This is a genomic window from Streptomyces sp. NPDC047017 (assembly GCF_040644175.1).
Taxonomy (GTDB): Bacteria; Actinomycetota; Actinomycetes; order Streptomycetales; family Streptomycetaceae; genus Streptomyces.
This window is the reverse complement of sequence record NZ_JBEYVW010000030.1, coordinates 47,631-67,327: the sequence shown is the minus strand read 5'-3', so window position 1 is coordinate 67,327 and position 19,697 is coordinate 47,631. Positions and strand designations below refer to the sequence as shown.

21 protein-coding genes are annotated in these 19,697 nt (G+C 71.5%); 8 read left to right on the top strand and 13 right to left on the bottom strand.

Annotated elements, in window-relative coordinates; translation table 11 throughout:
* Positions 1-187: 187 nt before the first annotated feature.
* From ABZ858_RS34955 to ABZ858_RS34935, 5 genes are all read left to right on the top strand, one after another.
* Positions 188-1,129 carry an SPFH domain-containing protein gene (locus ABZ858_RS34955; RefSeq protein ID WP_361388228.1) on the top strand — a complete coding sequence of 314 codons (942 nt, stop codon included), beginning with the start codon at positions 188-190 and terminating at the stop codon, positions 1,127-1,129.
* A complete protein-coding gene (locus tag ABZ858_RS34950) occupies positions 1,126-1,389 on the top strand; it encodes a hypothetical protein (RefSeq protein WP_361388226.1) in 264 nt (87 codons plus the stop codon). Before ABZ858_RS34955 ends, ABZ858_RS34950 begins: the two co-directional genes overlap by 4 nt.
* A gap of 136 nt (positions 1,390-1,525) precedes the next feature.
* A complete protein-coding gene (locus ABZ858_RS34945) occupies positions 1,526-2,050 on the top strand; it encodes a PadR family transcriptional regulator (RefSeq protein WP_361388223.1) in 525 nt (174 codons plus the stop codon).
* Complete coding sequence (locus tag ABZ858_RS34940) at positions 2,047-2,736, top strand: ABC transporter ATP-binding protein (protein WP_361388220.1); 690 nt, start codon at positions 2,047-2,049, stop codon at positions 2,734-2,736. The genes ABZ858_RS34945 and ABZ858_RS34940 overlap by 4 nt, the downstream gene beginning before the upstream one ends.
* Positions 2,733-5,072, top strand: a complete 2,340-nt coding sequence (locus ABZ858_RS34935; RefSeq protein WP_361388217.1) for an FtsX-like permease family protein — start codon at positions 2,733-2,735, stop codon at positions 5,070-5,072. The genes ABZ858_RS34940 and ABZ858_RS34935 overlap by 4 nt, the downstream gene beginning before the upstream one ends.
* Before the next feature lie 70 nt (positions 5,073-5,142).
* Here the strand turns inward: ABZ858_RS34935 and ABZ858_RS34930 are convergent, their stop codons facing one another.
* Complete coding sequence (locus ABZ858_RS34930; RefSeq protein WP_361388214.1) at positions 5,143-6,114, bottom strand: LysR substrate-binding domain-containing protein; 972 nt, start codon at positions 6,112-6,114, stop codon at positions 5,143-5,145.
* A gap of 133 nt (positions 6,115-6,247) precedes the next feature.
* On the opposite strand from ABZ858_RS34930, the gene ABZ858_RS34925 reads away from it, so the two are divergent.
* Positions 6,248-6,802, top strand: coding sequence for a peroxiredoxin (locus ABZ858_RS34925; RefSeq protein WP_361388211.1), 555 nt, complete (start codon positions 6,248-6,250; stop codon positions 6,800-6,802).
* A 3-nt stretch (positions 6,803-6,805) separates the two neighbouring features.
* Positions 6,806-7,339 (top strand): alkyl hydroperoxide reductase, encoded by a 534-nt coding sequence (locus ABZ858_RS34920; RefSeq protein WP_361388208.1) that lies wholly within the window; start codon positions 6,806-6,808, stop codon positions 7,337-7,339.
* Positions 7,340-7,444: 105 nt separating this feature from the next.
* On the opposite strand, the gene ABZ858_RS34915 is transcribed toward ABZ858_RS34920, so the two are convergent.
* The 6 genes from ABZ858_RS34915 to ABZ858_RS34890 all read right to left on the bottom strand — a co-directional run bounded on the left by ABZ858_RS34915 (position 7,445) and on the right by ABZ858_RS34890 (position 14,616).
* A complete protein-coding gene (locus tag ABZ858_RS34915; RefSeq protein WP_361388205.1) occupies positions 7,445-7,756 on the bottom strand; it encodes a hypothetical protein in 312 nt (103 codons plus the stop codon).
* Between the two features lie 101 nt (positions 7,757-7,857).
* Positions 7,858-9,225 carry an AI-2E family transporter gene (locus tag ABZ858_RS34910; RefSeq protein ID WP_361388202.1) on the bottom strand — a complete coding sequence of 456 codons (1,368 nt, stop codon included), beginning with the start codon at positions 9,223-9,225 and terminating at the stop codon, positions 7,858-7,860.
* A gap of 130 nt (positions 9,226-9,355) precedes the next feature.
* Positions 9,356-10,051 carry a transglycosylase SLT domain-containing protein gene (locus ABZ858_RS34905; protein WP_361388199.1) on the bottom strand — a complete coding sequence of 232 codons (696 nt, stop codon included), beginning with the start codon at positions 10,049-10,051 and terminating at the stop codon, positions 9,356-9,358.
* Positions 10,052-10,486: 435 nt separating this feature from the next.
* Positions 10,487-11,812, bottom strand: a complete 1,326-nt coding sequence (locus ABZ858_RS34900; RefSeq protein ID WP_361388196.1) for a PhoH family protein — start codon at positions 11,810-11,812, stop codon at positions 10,487-10,489.
* 389 nt (positions 11,813-12,201) lie between these two features.
* Positions 12,202-12,975, bottom strand: coding sequence for an isoprenyl transferase (locus ABZ858_RS34895; protein ID WP_361388193.1), 774 nt, complete (start codon positions 12,973-12,975; stop codon positions 12,202-12,204).
* Positions 12,976-13,779: 804 nt separating this feature from the next.
* A complete protein-coding gene (locus ABZ858_RS34890) occupies positions 13,780-14,616 on the bottom strand; it encodes a methyltransferase domain-containing protein (RefSeq protein ID WP_361388190.1) in 837 nt (278 codons plus the stop codon).
* A 188-nt stretch (positions 14,617-14,804) separates the two neighbouring features.
* Between ABZ858_RS34890 and ABZ858_RS34885 the strand changes: the two genes are divergently transcribed.
* The gene (locus ABZ858_RS34885) at positions 14,805-15,212 is read left to right on the top strand and encodes a DUF192 domain-containing protein (protein ID WP_361388258.1); all 408 of its coding nucleotides are present in this window, start codon (positions 14,805-14,807) and stop codon (positions 15,210-15,212) included.
* A gap of 10 nt (positions 15,213-15,222) precedes the next feature.
* On the opposite strand, the gene ABZ858_RS34880 is transcribed toward ABZ858_RS34885, so the two are convergent.
* From ABZ858_RS34880 to ABZ858_RS34855, 6 genes are all read right to left on the bottom strand, one after another.
* Positions 15,223-15,855, bottom strand: a complete 633-nt coding sequence (locus ABZ858_RS34880) for an OmpA family protein (protein ID WP_361388187.1) — start codon at positions 15,853-15,855, stop codon at positions 15,223-15,225.
* A gap of 10 nt (positions 15,856-15,865) precedes the next feature.
* Positions 15,866-16,456, bottom strand: coding sequence for a hypothetical protein (locus tag ABZ858_RS34875; RefSeq protein WP_361388184.1), 591 nt, complete (start codon positions 16,454-16,456; stop codon positions 15,866-15,868).
* Positions 16,457-16,487: 31 nt separating this feature from the next.
* Entirely contained in the window at positions 16,488-17,090 is a 603-nt protein-coding gene (locus tag ABZ858_RS34870; RefSeq protein WP_361388181.1) for a pilus assembly protein TadG-related protein, read from the bottom strand.
* Positions 17,087-17,320: a hypothetical protein gene (locus ABZ858_RS34865; RefSeq protein WP_361388178.1), complete on the bottom strand. Its 234-nt coding sequence runs from the start codon at positions 17,318-17,320 to the stop codon at positions 17,087-17,089. The genes ABZ858_RS34870 and ABZ858_RS34865 overlap by 4 nt, the downstream gene beginning before the upstream one ends.
* A gap of 126 nt (positions 17,321-17,446) precedes the next feature.
* Positions 17,447-18,286 (bottom strand): response regulator transcription factor, encoded by an 840-nt coding sequence (locus ABZ858_RS34860; protein ID WP_361388175.1) that lies wholly within the window; start codon positions 18,284-18,286, stop codon positions 17,447-17,449.
* A 20-nt stretch (positions 18,287-18,306) separates the two neighbouring features.
* Entirely contained in the window at positions 18,307-19,620 is a 1,314-nt protein-coding gene (locus ABZ858_RS34855; protein ID WP_361388172.1) for a histidine kinase, read from the bottom strand.
* Positions 19,621-19,697: the final 77 nt, after the last annotated feature.

The window sequence follows — 19,697 nt, the reverse complement described above, 5'->3', positions numbered from 1 at the left end:
GGGCGTGCGGGGGCGTGAGAATGAGCACCCGCCCCCAAGGAACCGACGTCCGAGCAGGGTTGGAGGTTGCCGGAGCGGGGAAAAGTGATATCACTTAGATAAGTACTTGATAGTGCATGCACTTGATGGTGCCGGACCGTCGGGCCACCTACCGGTGCCCGGCCACGACCAGAACCCGGGGGACCCCATGTCCACGCACACTCCGCACACCGCGCCCGCGGCCGACACACCCGAGATGCCCGCGCCGCAGGTGCGGGAGGTCCAGGCGCACAGCATCAAGGGCGGCCTCGCGCTGCTGCTCGGCCTGATCGGCCTGCTGGCCGCCGTGGCGCTGGTCGTGACCGGCGCCATCTTCACCGCCGCCGCCCCCAAGGCCGGGCTGATCGTGGTCGGCGTCCTGGTCGGCATCGCCGCGCTGCTGGCCATGGGCGGGCTGAACATGGTGGCGCCGGGCGAGGCGCGGGTGGTCCAGCTCTTCGGGCGCTACCGGGGCACGATCCGCGAGGACGGGCTGCGCTGGGTCAACCCGCTCACCTCCCGGGAGAAGATCTCCACCCGGGTGCGCAACCACGAGACCGCCGTCCTGAAGGTCAACGACGCCTACGGCAACCCGATCGAACTGGCCGCCGTCGTGGTGTGGAAGGTCCAGGACACCGCGCAGGCCACCTTCGAGGTGGACAACTACCTGGAGTTCGTGGCCACGCAGACCGAGGCGGCGGTGCGCCACATCGCCATCGAGTACCCCTACGACGCCCGCGAGGAGAGCGGCCTGTCGCTGCGCGGCAACGCCGAGGAGATCACCGAGAAGCTCGCCGTCGAACTCCAGGCGCGGGTGGCGGCGGCCGGCGTGCGGATCATCGAATCGCGCTTCACCCACCTCGCGTACGCTCCCGAGATCGCCTCCGCGATGCTCCAGCGCCAGCAGGCCGGCGCGGTCGTGGCGGCCCGACGGGAGATCGTGGACGGCGCGGTCGGCATGGTCGAGGCCGCGCTCGCCCGGATCGCCGAGCAGGACATCGTGGAACTCGACGAGGAACGGAAAGCGGCCATGGTGTCGAACCTGATGGTGGTGCTGTGCGGGGACCGGGCACCGCAGCCGGTCCTGAACGCGGGGACGCTCTACCAGTGACACCGGCGACGGACCCGCCCGAGGGGACCGCGCCGCGGCGCCGGCCGCAGCAGCGCAAGCAGGTGCTGCTGCGGCTGGACCCGTCGGTCCACGACGCGCTCGCGCGCTGGGCGTCGGACGAACTGCGCTCGGCCAACGCCCAGATCGAGTTCCTGCTGCGCCGCGCCCTCGCGGACGCGGGCCGCCTGCCGGGCGGGGCCGGCCCCCTCCCCCGCCGGGGCCGGCCGCCGGGCGACCCGCCGCCGAGGCCGCCGCAGTAGCACCCGCCCACCCTCGTGACAGAACCGTGACAACACGCCCTCCACCAGGGCTTTCATCCTCCGGTCCCACTCTGCGCACCGCACTGCACACCATGCGTATACATCGTGCGTATACACGCTGTGTAGAGTGCTCCGCATGTCCATCGGTCACACCCTTTTGGGGCTCCTGGAGTCCGGGCCGCGCCACGGTTACGACCTCAAGCGCGCCTTCGACGAGACGTTCGGCCACGACCGGCCGCTGCACTACGGCCAGGTCTACTCGACCATGTCCCGGCTGCTGAAGAACGGCCTCGTCGAGGTCGACGGCGTCGAGACGGGCGGCGGCCCCGAACGCAAGCGGTACGCCATCACCGAGGCCGGCATCACCGACGTGGAGCGGTGGCTGGCCACGCCGGAGAAGCCCGAGCCGTACCTCCAGTCGACCCTGTACACCAAGGTCGTCCTGGCCCTGCTCACCCGGCGCGACGCCGCCGACGTCCTCGACTCCCAGCGCTCGGAGCACCTGCGCAGCATGCGCATCCTCACCGACCGCAAGCGCACGGGCGACCTGGCGGACCAGCTGATCTGCGACCACGCCCTGTTCCACCTGGAGGCCGACCTGCGGTGGCTGGAACTCACCGCCGCGCGCCTCGACAAGCTCCGTGAGGCGGTAACGCGATGACTCCTCCCCCCGGCTCCCTGCTGGCCGCCGAGAACCTGTGCAAGGCCTACGGCCCGACCACCGCCCTGGACGGCGCCGAGTTCTCCATCCACCCCGGCGAGGTCGTCGCCGTGATGGGCCCCTCCGGCTCCGGCAAGTCCACGCTGCTGCACTGCCTCGCCGGGATCGTCACCCCCGACTCGGGCACGATCACCTACGACGGCCGTGAGCTGTCCGCCATGTCCGACGCCCAGCGCAGTGCGCTGCGGCGCTCGGAGTTCGGGTTCGTCTTCCAGTTCGGCCAGCTCGTGCCCGAGCTGACCTGTGTGGAGAACGTCGCCCTGCCGCTGCGCCTGAACGGCACCCCGCGCAAGGAGGCCGAACGCGCCGCACTGGGCTGGATGGAGCGCCTGGAGGTCGACGACCTGGCCAAGAAGCGGCCCGGCGAGGTCTCCGGCGGCCAAGGGCAGCGGGTCGCGGTGGCGCGGTCGCTGGTCACCGGTCCGCGGGTGCTGTTCGCGGACGAGCCGACCGGCGCGCTCGACTCGCTCAACGGCGAGCGCGTGATGGAACTGCTCACCGAGGCCGCCCGGTCCGCCAACGCCGCCGTCGTGCTGGTCACGCACGAGGCGCGGGTGGCCGCGTACTCCGACCGCGAGATCGTCGTACGCGACGGCAAGTCCCGGGACATGGAGCGCCTCGTATGAACGCCGCTCAGTGGGCCCGCGACCTGCGCATGGGGGCCAAGTTCGCGTTCACCGGCGGGCGCGAGGGCTGGACCCGGGTGGTGCTGACCGCCTTCGGCGTGGGACTCGGCGTGGCGCTGCTACTGCTGACCACCGCGCTGCCGAGCGCGCTGGCGGTACGGCACGAACGCGACCGGGACCGCTCGGACTTCACGTACAGCCAGACGGTCAAGCCCAAGGCCGACAACACGCTGGTGATCGCGGACAACGACACCAGCTACCACGAGAAGGACATCCGCGGCCGGCTGGTCGAGCCCGAGGGCCCGAAGGCGCCCCTCGCGCCGGGACTGACGTCCTACCCGGCGCCCGGTGAGATGGTCGTCTCCCCCGCGCTCAAGCGGCTGCTCGACTCCGACGACGGAAAGCTGCTGCGGCAGCGGCTGCCGTACCGGGTGACCGGGACGATCGGCGAGAGCGGGCTGATCGGCTCGCAGGAACTCGCCTACTACGCCGGCGCGCAGCACCTCGCGCCGCACATCAACGGCTGGCAGACGGCCCGGATCAGCCAGTACGGGTCTCCCGACCGCACCTCCAGCAAGCCGGACCCGGTGCTGATCCTGCTGGTGCTGGTCGTCTTCGTGGTGCTGCTGATGCCGGTGGCCGTGTTCATCGCGGCGGCCGTGCGGTTCGGCGGCGAGCGGCGCGACCGCCGGCTGGCCGCGCTGCGGCTGGTCGGCTCCGACAGCCGGATGACCCGCCGGATCGCGGCGGGCGAGGCGATGGCGGGCTCGCTGCTCGGGCTGGTCTTCGGCACGGTCTTCTTCCTGATCGGCCGTGAGGTCGCCGGTTCGGCGGAGGTCCTCGGCATCAGCGTCTTCCCCAGCTACCTCAACCCGTCGCCCGCGCTGGCGGCGCTGGTCGCGGTCGCCGTCCCGGCGGCGGCGGTGCTGGTGACGCTGCTCGCGCTGCGCGGGGTGGTCATCGAACCGCTCGGCGTGGTCCGTACGGCCAGGCCCGCGCGGCGCCGGCTGTGGTGGCGGCTGCTGCTGCCGGCCGCCGGCCTGGCGCTGCTCTACCCGTTGATGGGCAAGGGGCGCGACCACGGGGACTTCAACCAGTTCCAGGTCAGCGGCGGTGTCCTGCTGCTCCTGGTCGGGGTGACCGCGCTGCTGCCGTGGATCGTGGAGACGGTCGTCGCCCGGCTCGGCCGGGGCCCGGTGGCCTGGCAGCTCGCCGTGCGCAGGCTCCAGCTGAGCAGCGGCACGGCGGCCCGCATGGTGAACGGCATCGCGGTCGCGGTGGCCGGGGCGATCGCCCTGCAGATGCTCTTCACGGGCGTCCAGGGCGACTACACCAAGTCGACCGGCAAGGATGTCGACCGCGTCCAGCTCCAGGTGCAGCTCTCGCGCGGGGCGCCGGCCGACACCGCGGTCGCCAGGCTGCGGGCGACCAAGGGCGTGCGCAAGGCCTACGCCCTGGGGGACGGCGACGCCGGCAGCACCAGCCACAACGGCCCTGACGGCGCGAAGCTCAACGCCTCGGTGACCATCGGCGACTGCACGGCGCTGCGTGAGGTGGCGACCCTGCCCTCCTGCCGCGACGGGGACACCTTCATGGTGGAGGGCGCCGAGTACGACGCGGACATCGCCGCCCTCGCCAAGCCCGGCAGGAAGCTGTACCTGGACACCGCCACGGGCATGAGCAACGGCCGCGAGATCCGCTGGACGGTGCCCCAGGGCCTGCTCAAGGCCCGCTCCATCAAGGACCCCACCGGCGTGGAGCGCGGCGGATTCCTGCTGACGCGGAGCGCGGTCCCGGCGGCGGCCGGCCAGCCCACCGCGCAGGTCTACGTCTCCACCGACGACACCGTGCCCGACGTCCGCGAGTTCGTGCGCAACACGGCCGCCGCGGTGGACCCGCTCGCGAACGTGATGGTCTGGTCCTCCACCGAGGAGTCCAAGAAGTTCACCACCATCCGCACCGGGCTGCTGGCCGGCGCGACCTGTGTGCTGGCGCTGATCGGCGCGAGCCTGCTGGTCTCCCAGCTGGAGCAGTTGCGCGAACGCCGCAAGCTGCTGTCGGCCCTGGTCGCCTTCGGCACCCGGCGGCGCACGCTGAGCCTGTCGGTGCTGTGGCAGACGGCCATCCCCATCTCGCTGGGCCTGCTGCTGGCGGCGGGCGTGGGCCTGGGGCTGGGCACGGTGCTGCTGAAGATGACCGACACGACGGTGGCCGTGGACTGGCCGAGCGTGCTGACGATGACCGGGATCGGCGCGGGCGTCGTCCTCGCGGTCACCCTGCTCAGCCTGCCGCCGCTGCTGCGGCTGATGCGTCCGGAGGGCCTGCGTACGGAGTGAGGCGCGCCGACGCCCCTGCACGTCGAGGGCCCCTTCCCGTCCGGGGAGGGGCCCTCGGCGCGGAGTGCGCTCAGGCGCGGGCGCCGGCGTCGGCGTCCAGCACGCGGACCGGCAGGGCGCGCAGGTCGGCGCGCAGGGCGGCGGCCAGTTCCCGGTACTCGGCGCCGCGGGCCGCGCCGGCGCGCATGGCGAGCGCGACCCGGCGGGAGGGGGCGGGCTCGGCGAAGTACCCGGTGAGCAGCTGGTTGCTGCGGGAGGTCTCGACCTTGAGGGCGGTGCGGGGCAGCAGGGTGCAGCCCAGGCCCCCGGCGACGAGCTGGACGAGGGTGGACAGCCCGGCCGCGGTGGTGGTCACCGGGGCGTCCTCGCGGCCGGCCTCGCGGCAGATGTCCAGGGCCTGGTCGCGCAGGCAGTGCCCCTCGTCGAGGAGGAGCAGGTTCAGTTCCTTCAACGCCTCGCGCGGTATGCCCTCCCGGCCGCCGAGCCGGTGGTCGATCGGGGTGACCAGGACGAAGTCCTCGTCGAAGAGCGGCAGTTCGGTCACCGCGGGCATGCCCAGGGGCACCGCGAGCAGCAGCAGGTCCAGCCGTCCGGCGGCCAGCCCGTCCAGCAGGCTCGCGGTCTGCTCCTCGTGCACCTGGAGGTCGAGGTCGGGGTAACGGTCGTGGACCAGGCGCAGCACGGTGGGCAGCAGATAGGGCGCCACCGTGGGGATGACGCCGAGCCGCAGTACGCCGGTGAAGGGCGCCCGGACCGCCTCGGCGTCCTCCAGCAGCGCGCCGACCTCGTCGAGGACCGCCCTGGCCCGCACCGCGAGGCGCTCCCCCGCGGGCGAGAGCAGCACCTTGCGCGTCGTACGCTCGACGAGGGTCACGCCGAGTGTCTCCTCCAGCGCGGAGACGGCGCCGGACAGGGCCGGCTGGCTCGTCCCGATCGCGGCGGCGGCGTCCCTGAAGTGCAGGTGCTCGGCGACGGCGGCGAAGGCGCGGAGCTGGGAGAGGCTGGGCAGGCTGCGGCGCCTGCCGATATTACCGACGGTCACTGATAACTACCTCCGATCAACACGACCGAGTGTAGCTATTTCCGTAATCAATCGACTCTGTGCCAACATCATCAAGGTCCAACCCATGGGAAACACGGGCAAAACCGGTGTTTCCTCGCTGCAAGGAGAGCGTGTGCTCACTGTCGGTGACAAGTTCCCCGAGTTCGAACTGACCGCCTGCGTCTCGCTGGAGAAGGGCGAGGAGTTCGAGCAGATCCACCACAAGTCCTACGAGGGCAAGTGGCTCGTGGTCTTCGCGTGGCCCAAGGACTTCACCTTCGTCTGCCCGACCGAGATCGCCGCGTTCGGCAAGCTGAACGACGAGTTCGCCGACCGTGACACGCAGATCCTCGGCTTCTCGGGCGACTCCGAGTTCGTCCACCACGCCTGGCGCAAGGACCACCCGGACCTGACCGACCTGCCGTTCCCGATGCTGGCCGACTCCAAGCACGAGCTGATGCGCGAGCTGGGCATCGAGGGCGAGGACGGCTTCGCGCAGCGCGCCGTGTTCGTCGTGGACCCGAACCACGAGATCCAGTTCACGATGGTGACCGCCGGTTCCGTGGGCCGCAACCCCAAGGAGGTCCTGCGGGTCCTGGACGCCCTGCAGACCGACGAGCTGTGCCCGTGCAACTGGAGCAAGGGCGACGAGACCCTGGACCCGGTCGCGCTGCTGGCTGGTGAGTGAGGCATGTCCCTCGACTCCCTGAAGGCCGCCGTCCCGGACTACGCCAAGGACCTCAAGCTCAACCTGGGCTCGGTCATCGGCAACAGCGACCTGCCCGCGCAGCAGCTGTGGGGCACCGTGCTGGCCACGGCCATCGCGTCGCGCTCGCCGATCGTCCTGCGCGAGCTGGAGCCGGAGGCGAAGGCCAACCTCACGCCCGAGGCGTACACGGCGGCCAAGTCCGCCGCCGCGATCATGGCGATGAACAACGTCTTCTACCGCACCCGGCACCTGCTGTCGGACCACGAGTACGGCACCCTGCGCGCCGGCCTGCGGATGAACGTCATCGGCAACCCCGGTGTCGACAAGACCGACTTCGAGCTGTGGTCCTTCGCGGTCTCGGCCATCAACGGCTGCGGCATGTGCCTGGACTCGCACGAGCAGGTGCTGCGCAAGGCCGGTGTCGAGCGGGAGACCGTCCAGGAGGCTTTCAAGATCGCCTCGGTCGTCCAGGCCGTCGGCGTCACCCTGGAGGCGGAAGCCGTCCTCGCCGAGTGACCTCGCACTGACGTACGTACGACGAAGGCCCCACCCGGGAACGGGCGGGGCCTTCGTCGTACGTACGTGCATATGTGTGTACGTGCGTGCGTGCCGTCCGGCCCGCTAAGGGAGCCGGCCGCCCAGTCGCAGGGTGACGGCCTCGGTGCCGCCGTCACCGTCGCCGTCGTCGGGTCCGTACTCCCGGACGGCCCAGGTGCGGGCCGGCAGGCGGGTGCCCGCCCCGGTGGTGTACTCCTCGACGGCGAGTACGGCCTCGCCCGAGGGGGAGAGCAGGATCTCGGCGGGCGCCCGCTCGCCGTCGGAGAAGCACAGCCGCAGCGCGCAGGGGCGCAGCGCGGACAGGTGCTCCACGCGCACCCGGGCGCCGGGGAAGAGATGGCTGTGCCCGACGTGTGCCTCGACCGCCTCGGCCATGGGGACATGGTCGCCCGCCGCCGGGAGCGGCGCATCCCGTGATCCCGGTGGTTCCGTGATCCCGGGAGTCCCGTGATCCCGGGAGTCCCGGGGGACCCGCGCTACCGGCCCGGCTCGGGCTCCGGCGGCGGGTCGGACGGGGTGCCGGACGGGGTGGCCGGCGGCGTCTGCGCCGGTGTCCGCTCGACGGTCACCGTGCCCAGCGCGGTGGCGCCGCCCTGGGTCTGCCGGGCCTGCCGGGCGGCGGCCTCCTGGGCGTATCCGCGCAGATAGCCGACCACCGTGTTGGTCACCGCGACCAGCGGCACCGCCACCACCGCGCCGCCGATGCCCGCGATCATGCCGCCCGCGGCGACCGAGAGCACCACCGCCAGCGGATGGACGCGCACCGCGCGGCCCAGGATGAACGGCTGTAGCACATGGCCCTCGATCTGCTGCACGGCCAGCACCACGACCAGCACCATCACCGCCGTGAACACGCCCTGGGTGACGAGCGCGACGACCACCGCCAGCGCCCCCGACACCACCGCGCCCACCAGCGGGATGAACGCGAACAGGAAGATGAACACGGCCAGCGGCACCGCCATCGGCACGTTCAGGAAGTAGATCCCGAGCCCGATGAAGATCGCGTCGATCAGGGCCACGATCACCGTGCCCCGGACGTACGCCGTCAGGGTGCGCCAGGCGCGCGGACCGGCCCCGGCCACACCCGGGCGGGCCGCCGCCGGCACCAGCTTGAGCGTCCACTCCCAGATCCGCCGTCCGTCGTAGAGCAGGAACAGCGTCGAGAAGACGGTCAGCAGGATCCCCGTCATGGCCTCCACGATCACCGTGACGCCTTCGAGGCCGGTCGACGTGATCTGGTCGGTGTTGGCGCCGATGGCGTCCCGCAGGCTCTTGGCGATCTGGTTGATCTGCTTGTCGGTGACATGGAAGGGGCTGTTCAGCAGCCACTTGCGCAGCTCGTCGATGCCGTCCTGGATCTGGTTGGAGAGGTTGTCGATGTTCTCCATGACCTGCCAGGTCACGAACCACCCGATCAGCGCCATGATGACGAAGCCGAGGATCGCGGTGAGTGCGGTGGCCGGGCCGCGCGGCAGCCCGTAGCGCCGCAGCCGGGCCACCGTGGGCTGGAGCAGCGCGGTGATCAGCAGCGCGGCGACGAAGGCCAGCACCACCAGTTGCACGGCGCTGATGACCCGCATCAGCACCCAGACCGTGCCGGCCAGCACCAGCAGCCGCCAGCCGGCCTCCGCGGCCACCCGGACGCCCCAGGGCACGGCCTGGGCGGGGTCGGGTCTGGCCGGGACGACCGTCACGTGGTCCAGGACCTGCGCCGCCTCCGCGGCCGGTTCCGCCCCGGGCCCGGTGTGCTCCTTCTCGACCTCGGCGCGGCGCTCGTCGAGCCGTTCACCCATCTCGGTCAGTCCGGCGCCGAGCCGGCCGAGCCACCTTGGCACTCGCGACATGATCCGTCCTCTTCCCCCGTCTCTCCCCACCACTCCCCCCAGGAGTCGTTGCGTCAGACGCTACATGGCGACAGCCCCTCCCCCTAGGACGGGGAGGGGCTGCGCGGGGTTGAGCTGCGGGCCGGGCCGGTCAGTAGTTGTGGTTGACCTGCCAGTACGACCAGGCGTCACAGGGGCTGCCGTAGCGGTCGTTCATGTAGTTGAGGCCCCACTTGATCTGCGTGGCCGGATTGGTCTGCCAGTCGGCGCCCACGGAGGACATCTTGGAGCCGGGCAGCGCCTGGACCAGGCCGTACGCGCCGGAGGAGGCGTTGACCGCACGGTAGTTCCAGGTGGACTCGTGGTCCACGATGTTGCTGAAGCACTGGAACTGACCGCCCGGCACGATCTGCCGTGCGATCGCCTGCACCTGCGCGACCGTGTACGAGCTCTGCGGCGGGAAGCTGGAGGCGTCGCGGGTCGCGCTGCGGCTGGCCGCGTCCTTGAGGTCCGCGCGCTCCTTGGCATCCTTGGCCGCCTTCTCCGCCGCCGCCTTCTTGGCGATCGCGGTCTCGGCGGCGGCCTTGCGGGCCGCCTCCTCGGCGTCCTTCTTGGCGCTCGCGTCGGCGGCGATGGCCTGGACGTCGGCCTGCTGCGCGAGGGAGGCGGTCTGCACCTGGGCCTGCTGACCCGCCGGGATGTCGGCGAGGAGGGTGGCATCGGCTGCCGGTGCGGCGGCGTCGTTGTTCTGCGCGGTGCTGCCCGAGGCAACACCGACGACGCTTCCGACAGCGGTGACCGCGGTGGCGGAGGCCACTGCGAATCCCCGGACCGAGATCCGGCTCACACGGTTTCCTTCCAGCATCGCCCGCTTCGGTGACCCTCGCGGACGCGATCGTGCCCCTGGCACTGGCCTCCCCACTACGGGTCACGGAGGCACGGGCCCGGTGGACGGCTCCCGTGACGGGAGCGCCGTGTGGTGCTTCGGGCGGCATACGACGACGCTATGGAGTTGAGATGGTGCTCAAGTGGCGCTGTTCCGCTGGGGATACAGCTGTGTCGTATGCGGGGCCTGACAGGAGTGAGACTCTGCCGTAACCGAACGCCGCGAGGCAATTCCGGGTTGCGTGTGAAAGCTCACATCACGTTCGGCCCAGGGGATTTGTGGAAATGCCCGCGCACGACGGCGCCGCCCGGCTAGGCTCTCCACCTTTGCCGGACGGCGCAACCGCGGTGCACATCCCCCTGTCTGACACAGGTGTGCGAACGGGGGATCAAGGGATCAGATGGGCCCTTCCTCCAGCATTTCGGTCACCAGGGCGGCGATCTGGGACCGCTCGGACCGGGTCAGCGTCACATGCGCGAAGAGCGGATGCCCCTTCAGTTTCTCCACCACGGCGACCACTCCGTCGTACCGGCCGACCCGCAGGTTGTCGCGCTGCGCCACGTCGTGGGTGAGCACCACCCGCGAGTCGGCGCCGATCCGGGACAGCACGGTCAGCAGGACGTTGCGCTCCAGGGACTGGGCCTCGTCCACGATGACGAACGCGTCGTGCAGCGAGCGGCCGCGGATGTGGGTGAGCGGCAGCACCTCCAGCATCCCGCGCGCGGTGACCTCCTCAATGACCTCGCGGGAGGTGACCGCCGACAGCGTGTCGAAGACCGCCTGCGCCCAGGGGCTCATCTTCTCGGCCTCGGTGCCGGGCAGATAGCCCAGTTCCTGCCCGCCGACCGCGTACAGCGGGCGGAAGACCATCACCTTCTGGTGCTGACGGCGCTCCAGCACCGCCTCCAGGCCCGCGCACAGCGCAAGGGCCGACTTGCCGGTGCCGGCCCGGCCGCCCATCGACACGATCCCGACGTCCGGGTCGAGCAGCAGGTCCAGCGCGATGCGCTGCTCGGCGCTGCGCCCCTTGATGCCGAACACCTCCCGGTCGCCGCGCACCAGGCGGACCTTGCCGTCCGCGGTGACCCGGCCCAGCGCCTTGCCGCGCTCCGAGTGGATGGTCAGGCCGGTGTGCACGGGCAGTCCGGCGGCCTCGGGCGCGTGGACGTGGCCCGCCTCGAAGAGGATGTCCACCTGCTCGGCCGGCAGGGTGAGTTCGGACATGCCGGTCCAGCCGGAGGCGTCGGTGATGGCCAGTTCGGCCCGGTACTCCTCGGCCAGGAGCCCGACGGACGACGCCTTGATGCGCAGCGGCAGGTCCTTGGAGACGACCGTGACGTCGTACCCCTCGGCCTGCAGGTTGCGGGCGACCGCGAGGATGCGCGAGTCGTTGTCCCCCAGGCGGTAGCCGCTGGGCAGCACGCTGGGGTCCGAGTGGTTCAGCTCGACCCGGAGCGTGCCGCCGAGGTCCCCGAGCGGAAGGGGGGCGTCCAGGCGGCCGTGCCGGACCCGGTAGTCGTCCAGCAGGCGCAGGGCCTGCCGGGCGAAGTAGCCGAGTTCGGGATGGTGCCGCTTGGCCTCCAGTTCCGTGACCACGACGATGGGGAGCACGACCTCGTGCTCGTCGAAGCGGGTCAGGGCGTTCGGGTCCGCCAGCAGGACGCTGGTGTCGAGAACGTAGGTGCGCCGGTCGGGCTTACGGCGCTGTGTGCTGGTCACCACGGAAGGACGTACCCCCTCGGAAGAGGTCGGGGAGCGACGAAGGCGATGCCGGGCCGGGAGGGTGGGGGCATCAGGGCCGGTCGACGGCCGCCGTGCACGCGCGCGGGCCGCGAACCGGCCCTCCGCGGCTGCTCCCGTACGGTGGCCGCACGGCGGGGCTGGTGCAAAGGGCCTCCCGGGCGGACGGCTCCGCGCCGCCCGCTGAGATCCGACACCCGTGGTTCGGGTGTCGACCTGTCTGGTCTATGCCCTCGAAATCACGCCGCCATGCAAATGCACGGGACGGCGCGCTGATGAACTCCCTGTGAAGGGAGGTACGCGCGTCCTGGGGAAAGGCGCGCGGGCAGGACCCGGCGGACAGCGCCCGCGCGGGTGGGCCGGCCGGAGGATCAGCCTCCGTAGCGGCGGTGGCGGGCCGCGTAGTCGCGCAGCGCGCGCAGGAAGTCGACCTTGCGGAAGGCCGGCCAGAAGACTTCGCAGAAGTAGTACTCGGAGTGGGCGGTCTGCCAGAGCATGAAGCCGGACAGCCGCTGCTCGCCGCTGGTGCGGATCACCAGGTCGGGGTCGGGCTGGGCCTTGGTGTAGAGGTGGCGGCCGATCATCTCGACGTCGACGGCCTCGGCGAGGTCCCCCATGGCCACGCCCCGGTCGTGGGCGTCGTGCAGCATGGAGCGCACCGCGTCGGCGATCTCCTGGCGCCCGCCGTACCCGATGGCGACGTTGACCACTATGCCCCGGACGTCGGCGGTGGCCTCCTCGGCCTCCTTGAGGACGGCCTGCATGCCCGCCGGGAGCAGGTCCATGGTGCCCACGTGGTGCACGCGCCAGCGGCCGTCGGCGGCCAGGGTGCGCACGACGTCCTCGATGATGCCGAGCAGGGGGACCAGCTCGTCCGGGGGGCGGTCGAAGTTGTCCGTGGACAGCAGCCAGAGGGTGACGACCTCGACGTCCGTCTCGGTGCACCAGCCGAGGAACTCCTCGATCTTCTCGGCGCCGGCCCGGTGGCCGTGCATTGCGCTGGAACCCGCGGCTTTCGCCCAGCGCCGGTTGCCGTCCATGATGACGCCGATGTGCTTGGGCACCTGAGCGTGGTCCAGGTGGCCTTCCACCCGGCGCGCGTACAGCCTGACCAGCAGGCTGCGCAGCTTGTCGCGCAGGTTCACGTGTTCGTCAGCCCCTCCGTATGGATCGGACAGGCGCGGCCCGGGGGCGTTCCCTGTCCGTGCGGCGGCCTCGTCCGTATGGCGGTCCTCGGGGGCGAAGCCTACCCCCGGCCCTCCCCAGGGTGCCCCCACGGGCCGTGGCGCGCGCCCGGGAGTACGACGCGGTGCCGGCCCTCCGCGGGGAAGCCGGAGGGGCCCGGGGGAAGCGTCGTACGGCACCGTGCAGCGCCGTCGTGCAGCGCCGTGCAAGAAAAACGGGCCGGTCCGTGGGGGGGAGACGGACCGGCCCGAGGGGGGGGTTTCCACCATAACCCTTCGTAAGTGATGCTGCGTGCATCAGCGCGCCACAACTACTCTCCGGAGTCGCCCGGCGACACCTCCAGGGGTCTGGAAGCTGCCATTCCGCGACCGATCATGAGCCGATCATGGCCGGATCACAGTGGATTCACAGGCAATACAGCCTGGATGCGACAGATTTCGAAAGGTTTGCGCCATCTGGGACGCGCTCGGCGAGTTGTCCCCGAGTCCCCCGTGTGGGCGACCCGGCCGCGAACACCCGCTTGACGCGGGCGGCGCCCCGGCCGCGGCCGGCCGGCGGCCGCGTGGCCGCCGCCATCAGGGGCCCGGCTTCGCGCAGCCCCCTCCACTGCGCGATGCCCACCCCGCGCAGCTTTGCGCACGCGAATTTCGTTGGTCTGAACTTACGCCAGACGGCCTAGTGACGGGAGGGGCAGGCGATAACGATGTGGAAACTGTGACCGGTGGGAGCCGCTCCGGACGCCGTCCCGTCACCACCGGACGGCGTCACCCGGGCCGGCGGGCCTCCACCAGATGGCGCGTGCTGTGCGCCACGAACGGGCCCTCGGCCGCGATCCGCTCGTGCAGCCTCGGCTCGTACGCCTCGACGGTGAAGCCCGGCACCATCCAGACCACCTTGCGCAGGAAGTGCACGACGGCCGCGATGTCGTGGAACTCCATGCGCAGGCGCTCCGCGCGCAGGCCGACGATCTCGAACCCGGCCGCCCGCGCGTCCGCCCGCTCCCGGTCGGGGTGCCGGGCGGTGCGGACCTCCTCGGGCTGCGGGCCCAGGAAGTACTCGACGAGTTCGAAGGCGCTGGCCGGTCCGACGTGCTGGGCGAAGTACGTGCCGCCGGGCCGCAGGACGCGCAGGAGCCGCGTCCAGTGCGGGCGGACCGGGTGCCTGCTGATGACCAGGTCGAAGGCGGCGTCCGCGAACGGCAGCGGCGCGTCCTCCTCGGCCGCGACCACCACGACGCCGCGCGGGCCCAGCAGTTCGGTGGCCTTGGCGACGTTGGGCGGCCAGCCCTCCGTGGCCGCGAGCAGCGCGGGCGCCCGGGCGGCCCGCCCGAGCGCGAAGTCGAGGACCTCGCCGCCGCCGGTCTGCACGTCGAGCACCGCCCGCGCGCGGGACAGCCGTCCGGCCAGCGACACGGCGTACCCCCACGAGGGCCGCGCCTCGGTGGCCCGCCCCTCGAACCACGAGAAGTCCCACCCTTCGGTGGGCGCGGCGACCCCCTCGGCCACGAGATCTTCGAAGGGGCGAGGGTGGGAGCGGGAGCGGGGGTTGGGGCGGGGGTGGGGGTGGGGTTGAGGGTGCGGGCCGGGGTGGGGGGCTGCCATGGGGGGATCTTTTCAGGTACGGGCTGGTGGCGCTCGCCCTATTCGCCGGCGGCGCGGGCGGGCGGGCATCGGTGGAGGGCGTGTGGGGGCGCCGTGGTGCGGATACGGTCGTACGGCTGCGGCTCGACGACGATGACGGCGGCGGCGCGGTGGTGGTGGTGGTCGGGGCGGTGAGGAGGCGACGGGGCATGGGGCGGCGCTGGCGGGACGGGGTGGGGACGCTGGTCGTGTACGGGGGTGAGCGCGAAGGGGCTGGTGCGGTGGCGCCGGTGAGGGTCGGGGTGGAGCTGGCGACCTCCTACCGGGCCCGTACCAAGGGCCTGCTCGGCCGGGACACGGTCGACGGCGCGATGCTGCTCTCCCCGGCGAGCGGGGTGCACACCTTCCGCATGCGCGTCCCGATCGACGTCGCCTATCTCGACCGCGGGCTGCGCGTCCTCGCCGTCCGCACCATGCGGCCCAACCGCCTCGGCCTCCCCCGCCTCCGCTCCCGCCATGTCCTGGAGGCGGCGGCGGGGGCGATGGCGGGGTGGGGGCTGCGGGCCGGGGTACGGGTGGCGGTGGAGGCGGAGGCGGAGGGCGAGCAAGGGGTGTAGGGGTGGCCGCTCAGCTCTGGGTGCGGGGGAAGGTGACCTCCACTCGGCGGTTCTTCTTGCGGCCGTCCTCCGTGGAGTTGTCCGCGATGGGGTAGTCCTCCGCGTAGCCGCGCACGTCGAAGGTGACGGTCGGGTCGTTCAGCTCCTGGGAGAGGACGTCCTGGACGGCGTTGGCGCGCTGCTTGGACAGGGCGACGCCGTGTTCGTGGGTGCCGAGGTTGTCGGTGAAGCCGAAGACGCGGACCTGGGTCGCGTGCTGCTTCTTGATCTCCTGTGCGATGGCGTCGATACGGGAGCGTGCCTGGTCGCTCAGTTTCGCGCTGTCCTTGGCGAACAGCACCTCGGCCTGAAGGGCGAACGTCACGTCGGTGTTGGTGTCCTCACGGCGTTCCTCGCCGCCCTGGTCCTCGACCACCGACTTGATGTCCAGCACCTTGGGCGCGGCGAGGGTGGCGCCCTCGGGGAGCTTGAGGTCCGGGTCGTTCGGGTCGACCTTCACGGGAGCGGACGCGGAGGGTTCCGTGCCGGGCGGCACACTCGGCCCGCCGTCCGCCCGCGCCGCGACGGCACCGCAGAGGTGGGCGGCGAGGAGGACGGTGGTGGCTGTGAGGGTGAGGGTGAGGGTGAGACGGGGTCGGGTCATGGTGGCCGCCTCATCCGGAGATCTTGACGGTGGCGCTGGAGAAGGTGGGGAGTTGGAGGGTGACGTCTGTGGTGGTGGTCGGGGGGGAGGGGAATTGCATGAAGACGGGGAGTGTCTGGCCTGGTTCCATGTTGCCGAGACCGGTCGTGGTCAACGGCCGCCCGTCCGTGTCCCGCAGCACGTAGTAGCGCTTTTTACCCTTCGCGTCCACGAGCGTGGCGCCGCCCAGCGAGGGTCCGTTCTTGATGATCTCGGTTTCGTTGCCGCTGGTCTGTGGCGGGACAACCACCGACTTGGCTCCGTCGTTCTTCAGTGTTCCGTTGACCGTGACGAAGCCACCCGCGTCCCGCTGAGCGGACGTGATTTGAAGAAGCAGTCCGTCCTGGCCCTGAATCTCGGCGATGGGTGCCTGGGACTGCCCCTCCTGCGTACTCGGATTGGAACCGCCGTCCTTCGAGGCCGTCGCCGGAGCCTCCGGCTTCTTGTCATCCCCGCCCCCGCTGCCCCCACCACCGCAGCCGACTGCTCCGAAGGCAAGTCCGGCCGTCAAGGCCAGGGCGACCACCCCCCTGTGGGCCTTCGCAGTGAAACGAATGCTCATCGCTCTGCTTCCTTCGTCACTCGTCGTTCGCTTATCGGTCGGCCAGATGGACGTCGAAGAGATCGTTCGGCTTGGGAAGGTCGGTGAGATCCTTCGGATCCAGGTCCCAGTACCTGTTCTTGCAGGTGAGACGCGGCAACGCGTCAGGGCCTGGAGCCGCAGCCGGAGACGGAAACGAGCAGAGCGGCTCGATCACGGCAGTGGCGTGCGCTTTCGAGTGCTTGTTCTCGGTGATGGGGACGACCGACTTCCCCATGGACTTGTCGGTCTCGACATCGACCGCGTAGGACAGCGGCCCGCTGGGCGCGCAGTCCAGCACATGGGCGTCGTTCCGCTGGGCCAGTTCGTACGCCCGCCGGCACGACAGCTGGAGCCCCGGGCCGTCGCCGTCGAAGATCTGCTGCCACTTGGCCGGATCGAGTATGTCCTTGACCCACTCTCCGGCGAGCTGGTCCCGGGTGTCCTGGGCCGCCGCGAGCGCCGCCGCGTCGGCGGCCGTCTGGGCACCGCTCCTGTTCACCGTCGCCTGGCCGACCGCGAAGTACGCGAAAGCGAGAAAGAGCAGGCCCGCCACCACCGTGAGGTAGATGGGGAAAGCCTGCCCTTCGTCGCCGTGGCGCCGCGGTCGTGTCAATTGCCGACCTTGGCGATCAGTCCCGTGATCTTTCCGAGGATCGTCTGGCCGATGCCCGTGCCCGTGATCGCCAGCACGATCGCTACCACCACCGCGATGATGCCCAGGTACTCCACCGCGGTCTGGCCCTTGTCGCCGGCGCGGCGGCGCATCGCTTCCGCCGTGGTGTTCTTCCAGCCGTTCACGCGGATCTTGGTCGCAACCGCGGTCTTCAGCATCAGGTTGCTCATGGTGTTCCCCTCCGGGTTCGGGCTCGGTGCCGCTTGCGGCGGCGGAACCGTACGCCGGAGGGGTGAGGGTCCGCGAGGGTCCCTGGGCCCATTTCCGGGCCCAAAGTCGTAGCGGCATCCCGGCTTTCACCCCCGCCCTCGGTGCGACGAGCCCGGAGCCGTGCCCAGCCACTTTGCGGCGGCCTCGGAGCGGCTGGTGCTGTGGAGCTTGGCGAAGATGCGGTTGATGTGGTTCTTGACGGTCTTCTCGCTGATGAAGCAGGCGGCGGCGATCTGGTGGTTCGTCATGCCGGACGCGATGAGATCCATGATCTCCGCCTCCCTCGCGCTGAGTTGGTACTTCGACCTGTCGACGGTGGCCGGGCGGTCACTCGCCCGTCCCGACGACGACTGTCCCATATTCAGTTGCAAGTGCGAAAGGTTTTTTACAGAAATGTTGGGCTGGTTGGGAGTTGATGGCTGATGCGCATGTGCAGTTGCATCTTCTAAGCCTCTCGACCCCCCGGGGGGACCGTCCTCACGCAGCCGGGCCAGCAGCGCGTCCGCCGCCGTGGCGGTGAAGTGGGCCCTGCCCGCCCTGACGTCGCGTACCGCGTCCACCAGTTGGGCGGCTGTGAACTCGCCGTGGACCAGATAGCCGCCCGCGCCCCGGCGCAGGGCCTCCTGGACGACCTCCGGCTCGCGGCTGTAGGTGAGCATCACCACCGGGGCGATCGGCACGAGGTACGGCAGCGCGGAGATGCCGTCGACGCCGGGCATGCGGACGTCCAGGAGGACGACGTCCGGACGGTGGGCGCGGGTCGCCTCGCACGCCTCGCGGCCGTCGGCGGCCTCCGCGACCACCGTGATGTCCGGGCGGCCGGAGAGCAGGGCCGTCAGGCCGGCGCGGACGACCGGGTTGTCGTCCGCGACGACGACGCGCAGGGGCGCGGGTTGCTCGTTCGGCGTCGGCGTCGGCGTCGGCATCGGTGGCCTCCTCTCGGGGTTCACAGGGTCAAAGAGTCAGGGGGTGGTGGCGTCACGGCTCCCAGCGGGAGTTCCAGGCGGACCTCCGTGCCCCTTTGGTGAGTGCCGCGGCCGATGCGGAGGCGGGCGCCCACCGACGCCGCCCGCTCGGCCATGCCGACCAGGCCGAAGTGGCCCGAGCCGCGTAATTGTTCGAGCGTTGTGCCGGGGGGCAGGCCGCGGCCGTCGTCGCTGACGGTGAGGCACAGCAGGTCGCCTTCGCGGCCCGCGCTCACCTCGACGCGGGTCGGTGCCGCGTGGCGGTGGGCGTTCTCCATCGCCTCCGCGGCCACCGCGAGGAGCTGCCGGGCCACGGCGGGGGGCAGCAACGGCATGTCTCCCGCGTCCGGTGCGTCCGTGTCGTCGGACGGGCGGTGGCGGCAGACGGCGGGCAGTCCCGTGCGAACGCTGAAATCCCGCACTTTGGCCGCCAGTTCCGCCAGGATGTCGATTCCCTGCCTCGGGTCGTTCTCGCGGCGCAGGTCCGTCAGCAGCTCCCGTGCCTCGGCGGCGGCGCGGCGTGCCGAGCGGGCCACCAGTTCCGCCTGCCGCGCGATCAGCTCCGGGTCCCCATGGTCCGTGCCCGCCGCGCCCGCCGTGTTCGCCAGGCCGTCGGCGGCCAGTGCCACGCCGTACAGCGTCTTCGCCACCGAGTCGTGCATCTCCCGTGCCAGGCGCGCCCGTTCGGCGGCCACCGCCTCGGTGACGGCCAGCCGCGCCTGGACCGCGGTCAGGGCCCGCGTCGCCGCTCCGAAACGGAGCAGCAGGGTGCGCTGGGTGGCGCCGGCCGCGCCCGCGATGAGGCACAGGCCGGGGAAGAGCGCGGCCTGTGCCAGGCCGGTGTGCGGGCCTCTGGAGGCGGTGTGGACGAGGAGCAGGATCAGTGACTGGAGCGAGGCGAAGATCGCCGCGCCGCGCCAGCTGTAGACCAGGCCGGCCAGCAGGGGGGTGCAGACGCTGACGTAGGCCAGGGGGCTGTCGGGGCCGGCCGCGACGAGCAGGAGCGAGCCGAGGAGGGTGTCCAGCGCGAGGAGGGTGGGGTGGCGCAGCAGGAGGGGGCCGAAGCGTTCCCAGTCCCGGAAGAGGACGTACGAGCCCATGAACGTGACGACCACGGCCGTCCCGACCAGGCGCACGGCCAGGCCGGGGGCGGCGTGCACGAGCGCGGCGGGGGCGGAGAGGGCGATCATCGCCAGGCGGAAGGCGAAGACGTGGCGGCACATCGCCTGGAGCGCGCTGATCTGGATGCGCTCGCCGCCGCCGTCCGGGACGCCGACCCCGGCCACGTCATCCATGACGCCGCCATCGTCCGGGGCCTCGTGGCCGTCCCCTGCCCGGTCACCTGCCGTATCGCGTCGTCCGGCCCGTGCCG